Below are 17,792 nucleotides of genomic sequence, written 5' to 3'. Positions count from 1 at the left end.
TAGGCGCTAACTAATATCAGTTAGCCTAAATATTTTATTGTCTTTAAATTCAAACTCAGACTTTCCTTGTAATGAAAGCTTTTCACCGGCTTTTAGTCCATTGGCTAAATCAATGGCTAAAACGGCTTGATAATGAATGTTCACCAGAATCAGTTCTGCGGATTGGCTAGTGCTTTGTATGGTTTGTGCCCGAGATATAAACATCCCCGCAGCTTGAAGCGCCATTTCCTGAAAAGCATCAATCCCAACGGCTTGTGCGGTGGTTGCCCCATTGGAAATATTTGTAAAAATAATGTCAGGATGGATCAGCTGAATCATTTGCTCGATATCAAATTGATTATAAGCAGTAATATATTTTTGAATAAGAGCGATACTCATAAAAACTCCTGTTAAGAGATATTTAGCAAGGGGTTATCATTTGGCTTGTGATTCTTAAAATATGTTCAGCCTTCTGGTCACGGCATATATCCTGACATTAAGGCGCTAGCCCAGTCCGCTCTGCCTCTTGCCTGTGCAAGTTTTGCCATGGCTTTGTGTTTATAAGCCACACTGATTAACAGGCTTTGCCAGTTGTTTTTTTGCTGCTCAACGATGGCGTAGCGTGCGTCGGGGCTGCTGTTTTCTACTTGATGATAAAAAGGCTGGCTATCTTCATAAGCGGGTAGGCCAACGCTGCCAGGGTTGACGATCAGTTGCCCTTTCATGGTTCTGATGGATCTGGGGATATGCGTATGGCCACAGGCAATCAGCTCGGCACTTTGCTCGCCAAGACGGCTTCGGATTTCTGCAGCCGTTGCCATCCTCATTTGGCCATCCGCCAGCGTTTCAAGCAAATATGCCTTATCGCTGTTTGGCGTGCCGTGGCAAAGCAGTATTTCTGGGGAATAAGCTTGGCAAGGCTGGAGTGTGGCCAGCCATGCTAATTCAACCTCCCCCAATTGCGAGTAAGCAAATTCATCAGAAAGCCCTTTGGCTGCTGACGCCAGTAGCTGGCGCTCGTGATTGCCGGCTAAATGAACCCAATCTTGCGCCATTAAAAATTGTGCTGTTTCTAATGGCATCAAGGGGCCAGACAGGCTATCCCCCAGATTAATCACCGCATCCACGCCACGGCCTTGCATATCTTTGACTACCGCTTCAAGGGCTGGCAAATTGCCGTGGATATCAGAAACAAGGGCGAGGCGCATGGTGACTCCAAAGAGTGCATTTTTTTTATGTAGCGTGGGCGCCTGTGCTCACGCTGAGTGATAAACAAATGTATTGGTCATTCAGCTCGGCCAGCTCTTTTAGCTCTGCATCACACCACGGCTGCTCGTTTGCGGGCAGCTGTTCAAAGAATGTACAGGCCGCTTGATGGTTGCGAGTGAAAGCCTCGCTGTTGCCTCGCTTACTTTGTGCAATAGCCAAAATGGCGTGGGCAAAAAACAACTCGAAAGCGGGGGCCTTGTTTTGCAGGCAAACATCTAGGCAGTTTTGGGCACTGCTTAAGGCAGCCTCGGCGTGCTCGGCTTGGAGTAGGCTGCGGCAAAGCCGGTAATGGGCGCGCTCAACTTCCAGCCATGTGCCGGCCAGCTGCCAATATTTTAGTGCGCTTTGCGCCGCCAAAATCATCGCGCTGGTTTCTGCGGCATGACGCGGGTGGCGCTCTTCAAGCGTACAGGCCAGTGCATTGCCCGCTATCGCTAGGGCGCGGTGCACGGTGGTGGGCAGCGGCTCTGCAATGGTTAATGCTTGGCTGAATTGCTCAATCGCGCCCTCAATCGCACCTTGCGCGGCCCAAATACTGCTGGTGTTGGCTAAAACATGGGCCTGCTCGGCGGCGTTAAGCGTGGCTAATACCGTGCTCTGGCCTGATGCGTAGCTCAAAATAGCGCAATTTAGGCGTATTGCATCTGCGGCCACGGTGTCTGTGGCTGACAAAGTATTGAGTAAATCAATGCCCTGTTGCCACTGGGCTAAATGCTCGCCGTACACATGGCAAATCAACCTTGCCAGCGCTAAAGTTTGCGCCGGTGATTGAGGCACGGGCATAGTGTTAGCGAGGCGGTTGGCAACATCTTGAGGATGATCGCCATGATCTGCCCAAGCGGTTTGGATAAAGGCTTCAAAGCTTGCAGTCATTTTTTTCTCTTGAGAATCTAGGCGGATAATTTACACGCACTCCATGACGATTGCATCATCTACGTAAGCTATTGTTGGTTTTTTGTATAGCTCAATAAATCCTTGGCGCTGCCAAAAGGCCAAAGCGGCGGTGTTGTTGGCAATCACGGCGATGCGGATGCGTTGGCATTGCCAGCTTTGAGCGATGCTTTTTAGCTGTTGCATGGCGATCGAACCAAAGCCTTGGCCTTGGAATAACTCGTCAAATAGCAGTAAACCAAGATAGGCGATGCCTGTTTCTGGGTAGTGACGGCACAAATCGGCGCAGCCAATCAGGCGCTCATTCAGATAAAAGCCAAAAACAAATTTATTATCAGGGCTGGAGTCAGGCGGCAGCGCTTGCATGGCCTCAATCGCGGCTGTGGCTTGGGGTAAATACCCCTCGACTAACAAGCTGTAAGCGGGCGCACTTTCTAGCAAGGCTTGCAGGGCGGCTGTATCGGTAGCGATATCTAACTGGCGGTAGTGGATATTGAGCATGGTGGCCGAGGTATTGTTTGAGTTGGTTTTTATCTTGCAATGGCGCTTATTCTGCGTAAGTGGTCAGTAAACTCTATCTTGCCATCCGCCGCGCAAAGTGTGTTTAGCTCATTCAGGTATTCGTCATAAAAATGGCTGCAATCGTCAGCGGATAAAAACGCCAGATCGTAGCAGCCTTCAAACCAAGCCCAAATTTCACTAGGGGTGTAGCGGCGGTTTTGTTGCAGATCTTCAATTTGGATTAATTCAAAGTGGCTACTGAATACATCGTGTATCCCATCGGGATTGCCAAGTCTTTTATCGCCAAAGCTAAGCACTTTGGCTGGATTACTTTTAAGTAGCTTACGCAGCCGCACTAGATAAGGTGCTAAGGCGGGGCTGCTTGGAGGTGCTGCGCCAATGATGGCGGAAAAGCAGCCACCTTTTTTTAGCACACGATGAACCTCGCTCAGCACCACATCCAGCGGTGCCATTAACATCAGCGCCATATGGCAGAGCACATGATCGATGCTGTGATTTTCAAACGGCAAGGATTGCGCCTTGCCATGGTGTAACTGAGCACGCTGGCCTAGGCGCCGCTGAGCCGCCGCCAGCTCATCCATACTCATATCAAGGCCGTGTAAGCTTCTGTGTTGATTGCTTAATAACGATAGTAAATAACCATCGCCACAGGCCAGATCCAGTACCGTGGCATCGTCTGCCACTTGGCTACTTAAGCAGGCGTAAGACGATGGATAGGCTTCACCATTCAGCGTGGTTGCTAAGGCTTGAAAACACTGCGAGGTAATGCCAGGGTGCTGCTTATGAAAATCGATCAGAAACTGCTCGGCTGGGGAATGAGTATTGAGCATGAGAGGCCTATGCCGTGGTAAGTTCAAAGTAGTGATTGATATTGCATTTGAATCACTTCAAAGGACAAGGAGTCAAACTTTATTCTACGAGCTTTGCAGCTTGCTGATTGGGGGCCAGATAGGGCTTGGCAAAGGTAAAGGCTTGGGGGGATGGCCCTTGGCTTGCTAGCTGTGCCAAGGCGTTTTTTGCCGATTCAATGCTGGGGATATGCCCCTTAGGAATCCACCATAGAGCGAGGCTAGGGCCGTGGTGCTTATCAAACCAATGTTTTTTATTTTTTAATACGGTTAAGTGCTCGCCTGAATAAACATATTCTTTAAGTGATTCAAATGAATCCCATACCGATAAATTAACAATCAGTAATTCATCTTCAAATACTTTTAGTGCAGTGGCATCGCCTGATTCAGTTTGCAAACGCCAAATAAAGCCAGGGCTGGCTTCGGCAAGTTGATTAATATGCGCTAATTGCTGAACAAAGCCTTGCATAATAGGTTGATCTAGCGCCTCTTTGGCTTTTGCGATATTAACTTGTGCTAGCTGATATTTTTGCAGCATAGGATCATCTTTATTCAAATTATTGAAGCAAACTATAAGCTAATCTTCTTATCTTCTCATTAGGATAATGTATTTTTTGTAAAAAAACGTCATCTATGTGATGGCACTATCTGTTAACTGCGGGTTTTTATTTCTAATTAATTAGTCTTGATTATACCTCTTGCTCAATAACTCTGATGTAAATAGGTTTGTTACAGTTGCACGCTGTTTTTGCATTTGTAGGGCGGGTGTGTTTTTTGTCTACGCTGTGTGCATCCGCGTGGGCAAGATAAACCACCTTGCCCACCCTATATGGTGTGCCTAGGTTGATAGGATTGCGTTTTACCTGCCCTACGGTATTGATGATTAATTTAAACAAGAGGCATAAGCAGGCAATTAAGTAGATAGGCAAAAGTTGTCTTGCATCGTTGTCTTGCCTTGTCGTACTAACTGTACTGCCTGCGGCTTCGACGCCTTGCCATAAAACTTTTGCACAAGTACTTAGTTGTATTTGTTGGATAAATGCATCTCAAGCATATCTAGAGGGATATCATAGTGCTTAGTGAGCCTACTCTTGCCTCACTAAGCATCAAAATTTTATTACCCTATTCAAGTTTTTAGGTATTAAAAGCGAGCATTGGCGGATAAACCAAAGAATGGCATTTTTTTCGCTTTTTCTGAATTAAGTTCATTGCCATTTTTATCCATAAAGGTAAATTTCCCACCCGCTGCTACACCGGTATAGGCATCTACGCGCCAATTATCTTGTATCTTATAGCCAGCACGAATAAATATCGGCACGTATTGCTGCTCTAATATTCCTTTACTAGCAACGGCATTGTCTGCGGCTAAACGATATTGGAAATGGCGCATTGCCCCCCCGACACCCAAATCAAATTGAGGCGTAACACCCCAGCTTAATTCTAAGCCCGCAGGCCCCGCTGGGCCCACTGCAAATGGATTTGCTAGCCTTAGGTCTTTGGTTATTTTCCAATCGATAATAATAAAAGGAAAGCCAGTGGTTTTATCAAGTTGATGATAAGCCCCAACGCCAAAACCCAGTAATAAATCAGGCGAAAAAGAATGGGCCATATAGGTATTTAAACCATAGAGCCAACTATCGCTATTTTCTGCACCCTTTTCTTTGTTTTGGCTTAAATCGGCGCTAGCTGCAAATATCCAGCCACTGCTAGTGGTGTAGCGATAAGGCAGAGAAAAGCTAATTCGCTCCAAGGTTTGCCAAGGTTGAGCAACTTTCCAAGGGTTGCTATCAAAACTCCAGCTCTCGCGGGCAAGTTGAATATTGAAACCAAGATTGTGCTGGGGATAAATATTATGACTCAGACTAAAGTTGGCTTGTATGTTTTTCAAACTGGCTTGCCCACCCTTATCAAAATCAAATTTAGGAGTGGCAAAGGGGGTTACGCTCATTTCTAACTGAGTATCGGCGAGGCTTACTGCGGAAAAAATTGCTGTAAGTAAGGCAAAAATCGTATTTGGCAGGCGCATCGTAATCCCTTGATCTCTGGTTAAAGGTTGAACAGCGTTGAATTTATGCTGGCAATCTTAAAGCAACTATGAGGGATTGATTGAGTGTGCGACAGGAGGACGTCAGCATAGATAAAGTGCGTTAATCTGGAGTTAAGCGTTTTTTTATATTGCTGTAATAATTGATTGGCATAAAATTACGGGGGCAGCGGGGTAGTGCTTTATTACCAGCGGTGCCTTTGTACAAAGCACGAACACAAAGCGATTACTTTGCTGGGCGCGTAGAGTTATAGCAGGACGACTTTAACATTGGTATTGCTACACACCACACCTTGATCTAGTTAGTTTTGCGATATTAAAAACCAAGGTGTAGTTTTGATATTGTTGTAGAGTTCTGTTATGTAAGGGATTCGCTAGGGCGTATTAAACCAAAATGCTGGCTTAGGGTGGATTCAAATTGAGTTATGGTTTCTTTGCTTGTAATGCCTTTATTGACCGTTTTTAAGGCGTCACCGAGTAAGATTTTCCTACCGCTAGGGGTGTGTAATACGATAAGTAATTTCTGCACGAAAATGGCATCTGGGTGCGTTGAATTCATAAAGTTAGCGGGGCTAAAGTCTATCCATTCTTGTGGGTATAAATCAAACGCATATTGATTTGCCCATTCCCCTTCTAATTCGGCTTTTAATAAATAGGTTTTTTCATCTATTTTATCGAGCATAAAAACATCAAAATCTTGTTGAATTTTAATGCCGGTTTGGCTCAGCGCAATGGGAGCGCGAATGCCATAGCTACCAAAACCTAAATCACATAAATAATCTTCACCAGCAATATGTGCAATCACCGCCATATGTGTTTTTGGCCTTTTTACTGGGTAAAACATTGGGCGAGCGGCAATAAAGTGATAATCAATCCCTAACGCTTGCAGGGCCATGGCAAATAAGCCGTTGACTTCATAGCAATAACCGCCGCGCTGTTGGTGGATTATTTTATTAACGATATCTTCGGGAACCAAAGAAACAACTTTACCCGCCTGCACATCTAAATTCTCAAATGGCACGGTAAACAATTGGCAGCGCATGATCTGGGTAAGGCTCGCCAAATCGGCGGCTGCGTGGCCTTGATAGCCAATACGCTTTAAATAGTCGGCTAGATTAAAATTATTTGCTTGCATAGATGCTGACCTTATCAATATTGGCAGTAGGGGCACGGTAGGCGTGCCCTAAAGTTAAAAAGCGGCGGGGGCGCGGCTCAGGCAGGTTTGGTAGCGGCCATCAACGCGTTTGGCAAACCATTCTGTGGTGAGTTTTCGCGTGATTTTGGGGCTCTTTAAATCAATTTGCGGTAGCGCTTCACGCGGCATATTGCCTGCTAGGGCAAATAAGCGCTGGTAAAGCGGGGTTTGGCCGAAGCCGCTCAGCTTTTCTAGCAGCAAATCACGGCGGATTTCTTCATGGCTTAGATTTAAGCGTTTACCCATGGATTGCAGCGCTTTTTCTGTGCCGCTGCTTTGGCGGCTTGGGTTGCCGTTTTCATAGCGCAGTAAATCGCCATCTAAATCCATGCTGTCATTAGTCAGCTTGTTCAGTGCTGCTTGAAAAGCCGCATTACGGCTGGCATAGCGGCCTGCATTGAAATCAGCAAAGCGATAAATCATTTTGCTGTAAGGTGCTGGGTATTGCAGCAAAATGGCCGTGCCAAAGTAAACACCACCCTTGCGGCTAAATACTTCACTTCTTACACTGCCACGCCGTGCGTAAGGATAAGGCCAAGCCCGTACATGGCCTTCGGCAAATTCCACGCTCACCTGCATAGGGCCGCCGGTGCGGATTGGGTTGCTCATATTAAAGGGCAGGCTCAATCTTTTGGCGTCGCTGGCTAAGTCTTCAAATACATTATTCATTTGCGCTTCGGTTTGTAGCTTATCAATGCGCTCTTTATAGCTTTTGCCATTTGGTGAGCTTTTTAACAGCGCCGTTTGTACCGCTATCAGCGGAATATGATATTTACCCGCTTTTTCTTCGACTTGCTTCCACACAATTTTACCCAAGCCTGGCACGGGCGGATCGCCTTGCCAGCTCGATTCCTGCTCAATCACCGCCATCACGGCGCAAAAATACTCTGGGGTGTAAGGTATTTTGAGTGCAGTAAAGCCATCCAGCAGATCGTTTTTCCAACCATTGCGCTCGCTTATCTTGGTGGGCAATAGTTTATTAAGCAGCGTTTGTGCTTCTAATTGGCTAATCGATTTAAGCGCAGGCGGTGGCACCACTACCACCACGGGCGGTGGAGCGGTGATAGCAGGTAGGCTTGGAATGGCGCTTGGCGTTGGGGGAATGACATCAAGTGGCGCACTGGCTATAGGGCTAGGAAGTGGCGCGGGCACGATGATGGGCGCACTGGCGCACGCAGCAAGCAAGGAGCAAAGAAGGATAGGGCTTAGTTTACTAGGCAGCACGATAAGAGCCAATTCAAGCAAAAATGCGAGCTTAGGACAAAAGCGGCTGGCTTGCCACCTTTGTTTGTATCTTGCCCGCTTAGGTGATAATGGCTAATCGCTCACATCTACACTGCCCGTTGCCGTGGCAATGCCTTGTACTATTTGCTTGTTATTGTTGATCCTAACCCGCACAGACTGGCCTTCGGCGGCATTATTCATGGCAATGCCTTCATTGGCGACTTCGATGCCGTTATCCCGATAAATAATGCGCACCTTTTGGTTTTGCTGAATCACCATCGCCGCTCTAAGCATTTCTTGGCGTAAGGGCTTGCCAGCAGCCACTGCGGTATTCAGCGTGCGCCCTATCGCTTGAACGGGGTCTAAAATCACCGAGCCGGGTAGGGTGCCAAGATCGCCCTGCTGGGCAATCACATCGCCACTGCCTACTTCTTGATTAGCGGGAAGCGGCCTCGCGGCAACATAGTAAGTCACCAGTAGCGATACTTTCACCGGTAGATTGATTCCCCAGCTAGCACCGTCAACGCACTGAATGCGTAGCATGGTATTGCCGAGCAAACGATAACCGCTGGGTAAGCCCACATTGTATTGTTTACATGCGGCGAGCTGCAGCCGGCTATCTATTTTGCTGAGTTGATAGCTGGGAACACCCGTGCTATTGGCAAGGGATAGATCCAACCATTGTTGGGCGGCATGCTGAATGGCGGCGACGTCTGTTGCTTGGGCCGAGCAGCTGAATAGCGTAAATAAAGTAAATAACAGAGGTCTCATACAAGTGATTATAGGCTTACTGCCGTACATCGCCTACAATCCTGCGGTTGCTGCAAAGGAAATAGCTATGTTGGATCTACTGTTTGGAATTACCACCTTGGTGGTTTTGTTGGCTGGTGCTTTGGTAGTTGCTCGCTTGCAGCAGCTTGCACAGTCACAAAGAGATGTTTTAGATACGCTGACGCAAGACATGGAGGCCAAGCATAGAGAGATGCTGTCGGACTTGCATGAAGGCCTAGTTCGGCAGACAGAAAACACGCACTCTGCCTTAACCCAGCAGGGGGCTCAGCTTTCTGATGCGGTGATGCGCTCTGGTGAGCGGCTGCGGGATACCATGACCGAAGCGTTTGAACGGGTGCGTGGCGGGGTGGGGCAAGAGTTAAAAGAAACGCGTGAATCTTTAACCAGGTTACAAGCCGCGCAAACAGAATCTTTATCCACAATGCGGCTTTCTTTAACCACAACGCTTTCTGAAACGCGTGAGTTAGTGGTGAAGCAATTGGGCGATATTTCTAGCCAGCTTACGGGTAAGCAAGATGCGTTGCGGGAAGAAATTCTACTGAAGCTATCGCAAATGCTGGCCGAACAATCGGTGCGTGAAATGGAGCAATTGCAAAATGCGCTTGCACTGACCACCACACAATTGACGGCCACAGTAGGCGAGCTGACTAAAACAGCCGATGCCAAACTGGGTGAAATTTCTGGCAAGGTTACCGAACGCTTGGATGAGGGCTTTAAAAAAACCAATGAGACTTTTGCCAATGTGATGGCGCGGTTGGCCACGATTGATGAGGCACAAAAGAAAATTGATGGCCTCACCACCAATGTGGTGAGCTTACAAGAATTGCTAGGGGATAAGCGCAGCCGTGGTGCGTTTGGCGAGGTGCAGTTAGAGCATTTAATTAGAAATGTGCTGCCTAATCAAGTGTATGAGTTTCAAGCAACTTTATCTAATGGCACGCGCGCCGATTGTATTTTACGTCTGCCCGAGCCAACCGGAACCGTGGCGGTGGATGCTAAGTTTCCATTAGAAAACTACCACCGGATGTTTGATACCAGCATTGATAAAATTGCCGCTTCTAAAGCGTTTAGAGGTGATATTAAAAAGCATATCGACGATATATCTAGCAAATATATTATTCCCAATGAAACGGCAGATGGCGCGGTGATGTTTATCCCTGCCGAAGCGGTATTTGCAGAGATTCATGCTTATCACCCTGAGCTGGTGCAGCACGCGATGGCAAAACGGGTGTGGATTGTATCGCCTACCACCTTAATGGCCGTGCTCAATACGGCAAGAGCGGTGATTAAAGACGTAGAAACTCGCAAGCAAGTGCATATTATTAAAGAAGCACTTGGCAAGCTGGGGCAAGAGTTCACTCGCTTTGATGACAGAATGAAAAAGCTGGCCACGCATATTCGCCAAGCAAACGATGACGTGCAGCAGGTTAGCATCACCAGCGATAAAATATCGCGCCGGTTTATTGAAATTGAGCAGGTTAAGCTAGAAGGGGTTGAGCCTGAAGCCTCATTGATTGATTGAGGCTTGCACAGCAGCTAAGCGCTTTTAAAAAACTAGGCCACTATTTTGATATAGCGGCCTAGTTTTTTTATGACTTATTCTGTGGATGAGCTCCCAGGGGGTTTACATAGCGCGCGCAGGTGTTGGTTATTGGCTTTTAGCCAAGGCAGTAATTCATCACCAGGCATGGGTTTTGCCGTTAGGTAGCCCTGCACCACATCGCAGCCTAATTGCTGCAGCACGACCAAATCCTCGGCATCTTCAACGCCTTCGGCGATGCTTTTTAAATTAAGTTTTTTTGAGATTTCAATGGCACTGGCCAAAATAGCGTGTAGATGCGGCTTGCTATGTGCGCCATCGACAAAAGATCGATCAATTTTTAGCTCAGTAAAAGGGATACGGGATAATTGCTGCATGGATGAGAAGCCCGTGCCGTAATCGTCGATAGATAGCCCAAAGCCTTTTAGCCTAAGCCTTGCCAGTGTACCTAACGCATTGCCCACATCGCCCATCACCGCCGTTTCTGTGATTTCTAAAATAATATAAGCAGGGTCAATATTGAATTCGGCCACTTTTTGAGCAATTTGCTCAGCAAAGTTAGAGTCCGATAAAGACAGCATGGATAAATTAACCGCAACGGTTATCTTTAGGCCACGTTCATGCCAGTGGCGGCACTGCTGCAGGGCTAGGTCAAGTATTTCCATGGTGAGTTCATTAATTAAACCGTGCTCTTCAGCAATGGCAATAAATTGCGATGGCATGACCAAGCCTTTTTCAGGGTGTTGCCAGCGTATCAAGGTTTCTACGCCTTTAATTACCCCTGTGTTGACTGATATTTTGGGCTGAAAATAGGCAATAAATTGATGCTCAACCAATGCTTTGGCAATCTCGGAGGCGGCCATTACTAACTCTGGTCTAATTTGTAGCTGATCTTTGGTGATGGGTTTAAAGCGGCACAGTGCTTTATCTAACTGCGGCCTCGTTAATGGCTTTTTAATCGCGCCTAATACAGGTAGGCCATAGGCTTGCAGCATGGTTTCCACTGAAGCAATCAAAGCGTCTTCTTTGGCGCTAGATACAATCACCGATACAGGAATGGATTGATGAGCCAGCTCTTGAATCAGTTGAATACCATCCATGCCCGGCATTTCTAAATCAATCAGCATAATGTCAGGCAAATCCATGTTTTGTAGCAACAGCAAGGCCTCTGTACCATCAGATGCTTCACCGACAATATTTAAGCCTATGTCTTCGCAAAGCGCCACGGCGTGCATTCTTTGCACTAAGCTGTCTTCAACAATAAATACATTGAGTAATTTGGACATTATTTTCACCGGTTAGACAGTTTTGTAATGACTTCAGGGATGCGTTCAAGGGCAATGATTTCATCGGTGGCTTCTAGCTTGATGGCCTCTTTGGGCATACCAAAAACCACACAGCTGGCCTCATCTTGTGCGTAAGTGCGCGCACCGGTGTCATGTAGCTCTTTTAAGCCTTTGGCACCATCATCGCCCATTCCCGTCAAGATAAACCCCACCGCATTCCGCCCTGCGGCATTGGCAACCGATCTAAATAGCACGTCTACCGAGGGGCGGTGTCGGCTGACTAGGGGGCCGTCGATCACATCCACGTGGTATTGAGTGCCGTTGCGCTTCACCAATAGATGCTTGCCGCCAGGGGCAATCAGCGCAAGGCCTGGCAATATTCGATCATTGCTTTTGGCTTCTCTGACTTCAATTTGCGACAAGCTATTGAGCCTTGCTGCAAAAGTGGCGGTAAATTTTTCGGGCATATGCTGAACAATGACAATGCCTGGCGATGTTTTGGGCAGCTCAGGCAAAATGCTTTCTAAGGCTTGTGTGCCACCCGTTGAGGTGCCAATGGCAATGATTTTTTGAGTGGTTTGGATAGAGGCGTGATTGCCAGTTGCTTGCAAAATAGCATCTGCAGATAATTTGGGTGAGCTCATTCGCTCTTGCATCACGCTGCCTGCAAGCGTGCTATGGTTATTTGCTTGCGGCGTAGGAGGCGAGCGGGGGCGTTGCAAGCGGGCCATCGATGCTGCCCGAATAGCATGCAGTAGATCTGAAGCGCTATCTTGAATGAAATCCCGAATACCTAAAGATGGCTTGGTGATAATTGCCAGCGCTCCAGCAGACAGCGCCTGCATGGTGATCTCGGCGCCTTTTTCGGTGAGGGATGAGCAAATGACCACTGGCGTTGGGCGTTCGGCCATGATTTGTTTTAAAAAAGTGAGCCCATCCATCCTTGGCATTTCGATATCAAGCACAATCACGTCTGGCCATTCTTTTTGCATTTTTTCTCGGGCAAAAATAGGGTCAGGCGCAGACCCGATCACAACAATGTCGCTGGCCTTAGATAAAGTGTCGAGCATCACCTGCCTCACAACGGCAGAGTCATCGACAATCATTACTTTAATGGCCATAATTTAATTCCATCTAGATAAGCATAATCTTAGTTATAGGGGGTTTATATCCATTGTGCATTTTGAGTGAGTAAATTTGCTGTTTCACAATGTACTAAAGGTTTTATTTGGAGGCGGGTAGAGATCATTTAACAAAAATTCTAGCTCCGCCTGTTTCTTGCCGCATCCGTTCGTAATTTTTGTATATTGAGTGGGCTAGGTACTTTTGATTGTTATTCTCGATTTAAACGTTGTACCCAAACTTGCCCAGTGCTCAAATCAAGCTCAATTTTGCGTGACTGATGCCCGCCGGTGTCTTCAAAATCAATCGCAAGTGCCGCGTTAGTAAGCAGCTGTTTGGCGGCTTGGATATTACGTGCGCCAATTGATACTGAGGGCTGTAGCTTTAATATTTGGCTGCCGCCGTATATTTGATAGCGATACTCACTAGGCTGGCTGGCATATTTACTCATCTGCTGGCAAAGCAGAGAAAAGGCATCACGCCCATAACGCCCGTTTAGCTCGGCTTTTTTGCTGGAATTAGGCAGTTGAAAATGGCACATCCCGCCGTGTTTTTTGTATGGATGCCAAGCGGTAATGGCAAGGCAAGAACCCAAAATAGTGTATAGCCAGCCAGGGGCTTGGGCGAAGCGTACATCGCCTGGCAGTAAAAAAATGCGTTTGGTGGACATGCATCTCTCACACTATTCAGCGTTTTGTGGGGCGCTTAACGCAGGATGGTTGAAATTAATTTCATCAATCACCATAGAGCTCATTTCTCCCAGAGAAAGAACATGGTTTACATCCAGAATAATGACAAACTTCTCATTAATTTTGCCAATTCCCGCAATAAATTCGCTACGTATTTTTGCGCCAAATTCAGGAGGGGATTCAATTTGATGGGCAGGGATTTCTAACACTTCATTAACGGCATCAACCAAAATGCCCATTTCATGATATTCATCAGCAAAAAAGACTTCCAAAATAACCACGCAAGAGCGGCGGCCAAGATGGCTGGACTCTTTACCAAAACGGATGGCTAAATCAATAACGGGAATAACCGCACCACGCATATTAATTACGCCATGCATAAAACGTGGCATAAGCGGCACTTCGGTTACGCCAGGATACTCAATAATCTCTTTAATGCTATGAATAACAACGGCAAATAGTTCTTGATTCAAGGTAAAGGTGAGGTATTGTTTTTCCTCTGGCGCGGCTTCAATGTTTTTAAGCTCGCCATTTCTTCTTAATTTATTCATATTCATTGGCGTAATCCTTTAATACGAAACAAATTGATTGTCGTGTTGAGCTACGGATATCGATGCATGCAGGGTGGGTATATTGTGCAGAGCTTTGTGTATGGTCTTTTCAGTTTGAAAGAAACCGATCATTTCTTGCAAACGGGAAGCGTGGATCGAAAGCTCTTCAGAGGTAGAGTTAAGCTGCTCCGCCGCCGCCGCGTTGCCTTGTGTGGCTTGTGATAATTGGCTAACAGCCATATTAATTTGCTCGATCCCGTTGGCTTGCTCTTGCGAGGCGGCAGATATCTCTTGAACTAAATCGGCTGTTTTTCTGATTAATGGCACGATTTCTTCCAGCCTATCGCCTGCATTGCTGGCTTGATTAACACTATTGCTGGCTAATTCACTAATCTCTTGGGCAGCAATTTGGCTACGCTCGGCAAGTTTGCGCACTTCTGCAGCAACCACGGCAAAGCCTTTGCCATGCTCCCCCGCACGGGCGGCTTCAATGGCGGCATTAAGGGCCAGTAAATTAGTTTGATAGGCAATATCATCGATAATACGAATACGATTAGCAATTTGCTGCATGGCCCGCGCTGTTTCTTTTACGGCTGCGCCGCCTTCGATGGCATTACTAGAGGCATTGCTTGCAATGCCTTCTGTGACTTTTGCATTTTCGCTATTTTGGGAAATGGTTGAGGTGATTTGCTCTAATGCGGCACTGGTTTGCTCTATGCTAGCGGCTTGCTCTGAAGCATTTTGAGCTAAATTCTGTGAGGAGGCATTCACTTGTTCAGAGGCACTAGCAAGGGCATCAGAGGTGCCATGCACTTCGCTCATGATATTGCTTAAGGTCGTGCACATAGTGTGTAACGCAAATAAGACGCTAGATTGATCCCCTGCAACCAAGGTGCTGGTATTTCTTAAATCGCCTTCAGAGACCTGTTTGGCAATACGTACGGCTTCGCTGGGCTCGCCACCAATTTGCTGGGTTATTTGTCGGGTTATAAATAGCGCAATAACAATAGCAATTAAAAAACTGCTGCTAATAACGATAGACATGAGTAGATTTATTTTATTGGCCAATGCTTGTGCATCTTCAAAGAGGGCTTTGCTGCGATCTTCATTGGCATCGAGCAGTGCGGATAGGGCATCGTCTATTTTTTGAAATGAAGGGCCAACTTCCTCTAAAATGATTTTACTGGCACCAGCGTCGTTGTTTTTATTGGCTAAATTGATAGCGTTTTTCTGTGTAATTTTAAAATTTTTCCATAGCAAAGGAATTTGTTGCAAAATATCTGCAGTGGCTGGGCTTTGTGGTGAGGCTTGATAGCTTTGTATAAGATTAAACATTTTTTTTTCGTGAGCACCCATTTCAATAAATGTTTTTTCTCTTAGCTCTTTATCGTGTGCAATTAAGTAAAAATTTAGTTTTCTAGCCACGTAAATAGCGTTAGTATTGGCGTTGGCAATGTCTTTTATTGGTTTTAATTGATTTATATACATGTCTGAAATTAAATCATTCATGGTGTTTATTTTTATTAAGCCAATAATCCCTGTTATAAGCGACAAGCTAGCAATGGCCATAAAGGCTATGATTAATTTTTTACCTAATTTTAAGTTTCTAACCAAAAACATTTTTCTCTCCAAGCACTTTATTTGTTGTTGATTAGCGATAAGGGTGTTTTTATGCTTAAGTGTCGTATTTGGCTTGTTTGTTCTATATGAGATTTCTTGTGTGCAAATTGCACTAATTGAGCGATATCTAAAATTAAAGCAACTTGGCCTGTGCCTAAAATGGTTGACCCGCTAATGCCCTTTACCTCTCTAAATAATAAACCCAATGGCTTAATAACGGCCTGAAATTCGCCAATTAATTTGTCGACAACTAAGCCCGCACGGTTTTGCCCGTATTGTACAATCACAATACTTTCTCTTTCTGCCGTATTTTCGGGCAAATCAAATAAATCACGCAGGCGAATAAAAGGCAATACCTTGCCACGTAAATTAACAAAGTTGTGCTGTTCGCTCTCGGGCGTAAGATCTGCGCACTCTAAAACCAAATCCAGTGGAATCACAAACGTAGCATTGGCTACTTGTACTTGAAAGCCATCAATAATAGCCATAGTGAGTGGTAAGCGAATTCTAAAAATACTGCCCGTGCCTTCTTCTGATAATACTTCTACCTCGCCACGTAATTGTTCAATGTTGCGTCTGACTACATCCATACCCACTCCTCGGCCAGAGAGGTGGGTTATTTTTTCTGCGGTAGAAAAGCCGGGCTCAAAGATTAGCTGATAAATCTCATACTCATTTAATACTGCATCTTTGTTAATCAATTTTTTTTCTATTGCTTTTTTTAAAATCCGTTCTTTGTTTAGTCCTGCACCATCATCGCTTATCTCAATCACTACACTGCCTGATTCATGGAAAGCACTCAGCGTTAATTCCCCTTGAGCAGGCTTTCCTTTGGCAATACGCTCGTGTGGTGGCTCAATCCCATGATCAATCGCATTTCTAACAATATGCATTAATGGATCGTTCAATTTTTCGATCATGCTTTTATCAAGTTCGGTTTCTGTGCCGATTAATTTAAGCTCGATTTGTTTTTCTAAATCCTGAGATGCGTCTCTAATTACCCTAGGAAAGCGATCGAAAACTTCTTTAATTTGTACCATTCTTAAATTAAGTGCGCCATCTCTAATCTGCTCTACTAAATCAGAAAGATTAGTGCAGGCTTCAAACATACTAGGATCTTTGATTTTTTTTGAAATTAAATTGGCCGCCGCGCCTGCAATCACTAACTCCCCAACTAAATTAATAAGCAAATCTAGCTTGCCCGCTTCAACTTTAATGAATTTTAATTCTTGACTCTTTTTATCAGCACTTTGTTTTTGTTTAATCAGTGCCGCTTCAACGATTGGAGCAGCTACTATATTCTCTTCAATAAAAATACTACCTAAAGGGCGCTCAGGCCTTGATTTTTGGATGTGTAAAATTTCTTCCAATTCTAATGGTGTGATAGATTTACCCTTAATAAGAATTTCGCCAAGTAATTTTGGTGATTCAGGCAAGGAGTGAATTAAATCAATATAATCTTGTATTTCTGAATGGGGTGCAATAATGCGTATAGTGCTGTCTTTTCTAATAAATTCAAAAGCATTTTCAATGGTTTGTTTGTCGGCACTTGATTCCAAATCAATTTCAAATCCTAGATAGCAGTGTTCAGCATCCATTTCTGCTAATGGAGGTATTTTGTCGGTTATTGTATAGATATAACTAATTCTGCCTAATGTGGCTAGATAGGTAATAAAAGCCAGAGGGTCTAAGCCATTTTGCAAAATGTGCTTAGCAAAACGTAATGAGATATGCCAGTGCGCATCATCTCGGCTGGTTTGTTGGTCTTTTTCTATTGGGTTGTCTACTTCTAGTACTTTCAAACTATTAGAAGTATTTAGATAGAAATCGAGCTGTGTTAATAATAAGTTGCGATTCTTTGAATCTGGATCGATATGCTCTGTTTTGTTTTCTACAGCACCAATTAATAAACTGAGATAGTCTTTGCAATGTAGCAATAATGAAATCATGATGCCATCAATAGTTACTTCTTTGCTCCTGACTAAATCCAGCACACTTTCCATGCTGTGCGTAAAATCAACAATAAGATCTAAAGCAAACAGCCCTGCCGAGCCTTTAATGGTGTGAGCCACCCTGAATAGAGCCGCAATTTCATCCTCGCTGACACTTTCGTCTTCGATAGTCAGCAGCGCTGATTCCATCGACATCAGTAAATCTCGCGCCTCTTCGATGAGCGCACCTCTAGCGGAGTCTAGATCCATTTTTTACTCCTTGCACAGC

The 17,792-nt window shown here is 45.4% G+C and carries 17 protein-coding genes; 1 reads left to right on the top strand and 16 read right to left on the bottom strand.

The window, feature by feature from the left end; translation table 11 throughout:
* Nucleotides 1–6: 6 nt before the first annotated feature.
* The 10 genes from R6242_RS07320 to flgA all read right to left on the bottom strand — a co-directional run bounded on the left by R6242_RS07320 (nt 7) and on the right by flgA (nt 8,743).
* Entirely contained in the window at nt 7–378 is a 372-nt protein-coding gene (locus R6242_RS07320; RefSeq protein WP_318425621.1) for a nuclear transport factor 2 family protein, read from the bottom strand.
* A 77-nt stretch (nt 379–455) separates the two neighbouring features.
* Nucleotides 456–1,187, bottom strand: coding sequence for a metallophosphoesterase family protein (locus R6242_RS07315; RefSeq protein WP_318425619.1), 732 nt, complete (start codon nt 1,185–1,187; stop codon nt 456–458).
* A 25-nt stretch (nt 1,188–1,212) separates the two neighbouring features.
* Nucleotides 1,213–2,121, bottom strand: a complete 909-nt coding sequence (locus R6242_RS07310; RefSeq protein ID WP_318425617.1) for a hypothetical protein — start codon at nt 2,119–2,121, stop codon at nt 1,213–1,215.
* A 30-nt stretch (nt 2,122–2,151) separates the two neighbouring features.
* Complete coding sequence (locus tag R6242_RS07305) at nt 2,152–2,640, bottom strand: GNAT family N-acetyltransferase (RefSeq protein ID WP_318425615.1); 489 nt, start codon at nt 2,638–2,640, stop codon at nt 2,152–2,154.
* Nucleotides 2,641–2,669: 29 nt separating this feature from the next.
* A complete protein-coding gene (locus R6242_RS07300) occupies nt 2,670–3,491 on the bottom strand; it encodes a class I SAM-dependent methyltransferase (protein WP_318425613.1) in 822 nt (273 codons plus the stop codon).
* Nucleotides 3,492–3,570: 79 nt separating this feature from the next.
* Nucleotides 3,571–4,047, bottom strand: a complete 477-nt coding sequence (locus R6242_RS07295) for a DUF3291 domain-containing protein (protein ID WP_318425611.1) — start codon at nt 4,045–4,047, stop codon at nt 3,571–3,573.
* A 603-nt stretch (nt 4,048–4,650) separates the two neighbouring features.
* Nucleotides 4,651–5,535, bottom strand: a complete 885-nt coding sequence (locus R6242_RS07290) for a DUF6268 family outer membrane beta-barrel protein (RefSeq protein WP_318425609.1) — start codon at nt 5,533–5,535, stop codon at nt 4,651–4,653.
* A gap of 376 nt (nt 5,536–5,911) precedes the next feature.
* Nucleotides 5,912–6,688, bottom strand: coding sequence for an arylamine N-acetyltransferase family protein (locus R6242_RS07285; RefSeq protein ID WP_318425607.1), 777 nt, complete (start codon nt 6,686–6,688; stop codon nt 5,912–5,914).
* Nucleotides 6,689–6,742: 54 nt separating this feature from the next.
* Entirely contained in the window at nt 6,743–7,972 is a 1,230-nt protein-coding gene (locus R6242_RS07280; protein ID WP_318425604.1) for a DUF1615 domain-containing protein, read from the bottom strand.
* 93 nt (nt 7,973–8,065) lie between these two features.
* Nucleotides 8,066–8,743: a flagellar basal body P-ring formation chaperone FlgA gene (gene flgA / locus R6242_RS07275; protein ID WP_318425602.1), complete on the bottom strand. Its 678-nt coding sequence runs from the start codon at nt 8,741–8,743 to the stop codon at nt 8,066–8,068.
* A 67-nt stretch (nt 8,744–8,810) separates the two neighbouring features.
* Between flgA and rmuC the strand changes: the two genes are divergently transcribed.
* Complete coding sequence (gene rmuC / locus R6242_RS07270) at nt 8,811–10,286, top strand: DNA recombination protein RmuC (RefSeq protein WP_318425600.1); 1,476 nt, start codon at nt 8,811–8,813, stop codon at nt 10,284–10,286.
* A 74-nt stretch (nt 10,287–10,360) separates the two neighbouring features.
* On the opposite strand, the gene R6242_RS07265 is transcribed toward rmuC, so the two are convergent.
* From R6242_RS07265 to R6242_RS07240, 6 genes are all read right to left on the bottom strand, one after another.
* Nucleotides 10,361–11,590, bottom strand: coding sequence for an EAL domain-containing response regulator (locus R6242_RS07265; RefSeq protein ID WP_318425597.1), 1,230 nt, complete (start codon nt 11,588–11,590; stop codon nt 10,361–10,363).
* A 5-nt stretch (nt 11,591–11,595) separates the two neighbouring features.
* Entirely contained in the window at nt 11,596–12,711 is a 1,116-nt protein-coding gene (locus R6242_RS07260; protein ID WP_318425595.1) for a chemotaxis response regulator protein-glutamate methylesterase, read from the bottom strand.
* A gap of 212 nt (nt 12,712–12,923) precedes the next feature.
* Entirely contained in the window at nt 12,924–13,382 is a 459-nt protein-coding gene (locus tag R6242_RS07255; RefSeq protein WP_318425593.1) for a chemotaxis protein CheD, read from the bottom strand.
* 12 nt (nt 13,383–13,394) lie between these two features.
* Entirely contained in the window at nt 13,395–13,958 is a 564-nt protein-coding gene (locus R6242_RS07250) for a chemotaxis protein CheW (RefSeq protein WP_318425591.1), read from the bottom strand.
* 12 nt (nt 13,959–13,970) lie between these two features.
* Nucleotides 13,971–15,572, bottom strand: coding sequence for a methyl-accepting chemotaxis protein (locus R6242_RS07245; RefSeq protein WP_318425588.1), 1,602 nt, complete (start codon nt 15,570–15,572; stop codon nt 13,971–13,973).
* A 17-nt stretch (nt 15,573–15,589) separates the two neighbouring features.
* Nucleotides 15,590–17,773, bottom strand: coding sequence for a chemotaxis protein CheA (locus R6242_RS07240; RefSeq protein ID WP_318425586.1), 2,184 nt, complete (start codon nt 17,771–17,773; stop codon nt 15,590–15,592).
* Nucleotides 17,774–17,792: the final 19 nt, after the last annotated feature.

Source organism: Iodobacter sp. CM08 (assembly GCF_033446605.1).
Lineage (GTDB): Bacteria > Pseudomonadota > Gammaproteobacteria > Burkholderiales > Chitinibacteraceae > Iodobacter.
Note: the sequence above shows the minus strand (reverse complement) of the source record. Positions and strands in the feature narration are given on the sequence as shown.

Coding starts and splice junctions, on each gene's coding strand:
- R6242_RS07285 (WP_318425607.1), bottom strand. CDS start 6,688: ATGCAAGCAAATAATTTTAATCTAGCCGACTATTTAAAGCGTATTGGC.
- R6242_RS07310 (WP_318425617.1), bottom strand. CDS start 2,121: ATGACTGCAAGCTTTGAAGCCTTTATCCAAACCGCTTGGGCAGATCAT.
- R6242_RS07250 (WP_318425591.1), bottom strand. CDS start 13,958: ATGAATATGAATAAATTAAGAAGAAATGGCGAGCTTAAAAACATTGAA.
- R6242_RS07260 (WP_318425595.1), bottom strand. CDS start 12,711: ATGGCCATTAAAGTAATGATTGTCGATGACTCTGCCGTTGTGAGGCAG.
- R6242_RS07295 (WP_318425611.1), bottom strand. CDS start 4,047: ATGCTGCAAAAATATCAGCTAGCACAAGTTAATATCGCAAAAGCCAAA.
- rmuC (WP_318425600.1), top strand. CDS start 8,811: ATGTTGGATCTACTGTTTGGAATTACCACCTTGGTGGTTTTGTTGGCT.
- R6242_RS07255 (WP_318425593.1), bottom strand. CDS start 13,382: ATGTCCACCAAACGCATTTTTTTACTGCCAGGCGATGTACGCTTCGCC.
- R6242_RS07240 (WP_318425586.1), bottom strand. CDS start 17,773: ATGGATCTAGACTCCGCTAGAGGTGCGCTCATCGAAGAGGCGCGAGAT.
- R6242_RS07305 (WP_318425615.1), bottom strand. CDS start 2,640: ATGCTCAATATCCACTACCGCCAGTTAGATATCGCTACCGATACAGCC.
- R6242_RS07315 (WP_318425619.1), bottom strand. CDS start 1,187: ATGCGCCTCGCCCTTGTTTCTGATATCCACGGCAATTTGCCAGCCCTT.
- R6242_RS07300 (WP_318425613.1), bottom strand. CDS start 3,491: ATGCTCAATACTCATTCCCCAGCCGAGCAGTTTCTGATCGATTTTCAT.
- R6242_RS07245 (WP_318425588.1), bottom strand. CDS start 15,572: ATGTTTTTGGTTAGAAACTTAAAATTAGGTAAAAAATTAATCATAGCC.
- R6242_RS07320 (WP_318425621.1), bottom strand. CDS start 378: ATGAGTATCGCTCTTATTCAAAAATATATTACTGCTTATAATCAATTT.
- R6242_RS07290 (WP_318425609.1), bottom strand. CDS start 5,535: ATGCGCCTGCCAAATACGATTTTTGCCTTACTTACAGCAATTTTTTCC.
- flgA (WP_318425602.1), bottom strand. CDS start 8,743: ATGAGACCTCTGTTATTTACTTTATTTACGCTATTCAGCTGCTCGGCC.
- R6242_RS07265 (WP_318425597.1), bottom strand. CDS start 11,590: ATGTCCAAATTACTCAATGTATTTATTGTTGAAGACAGCTTAGTGCAA.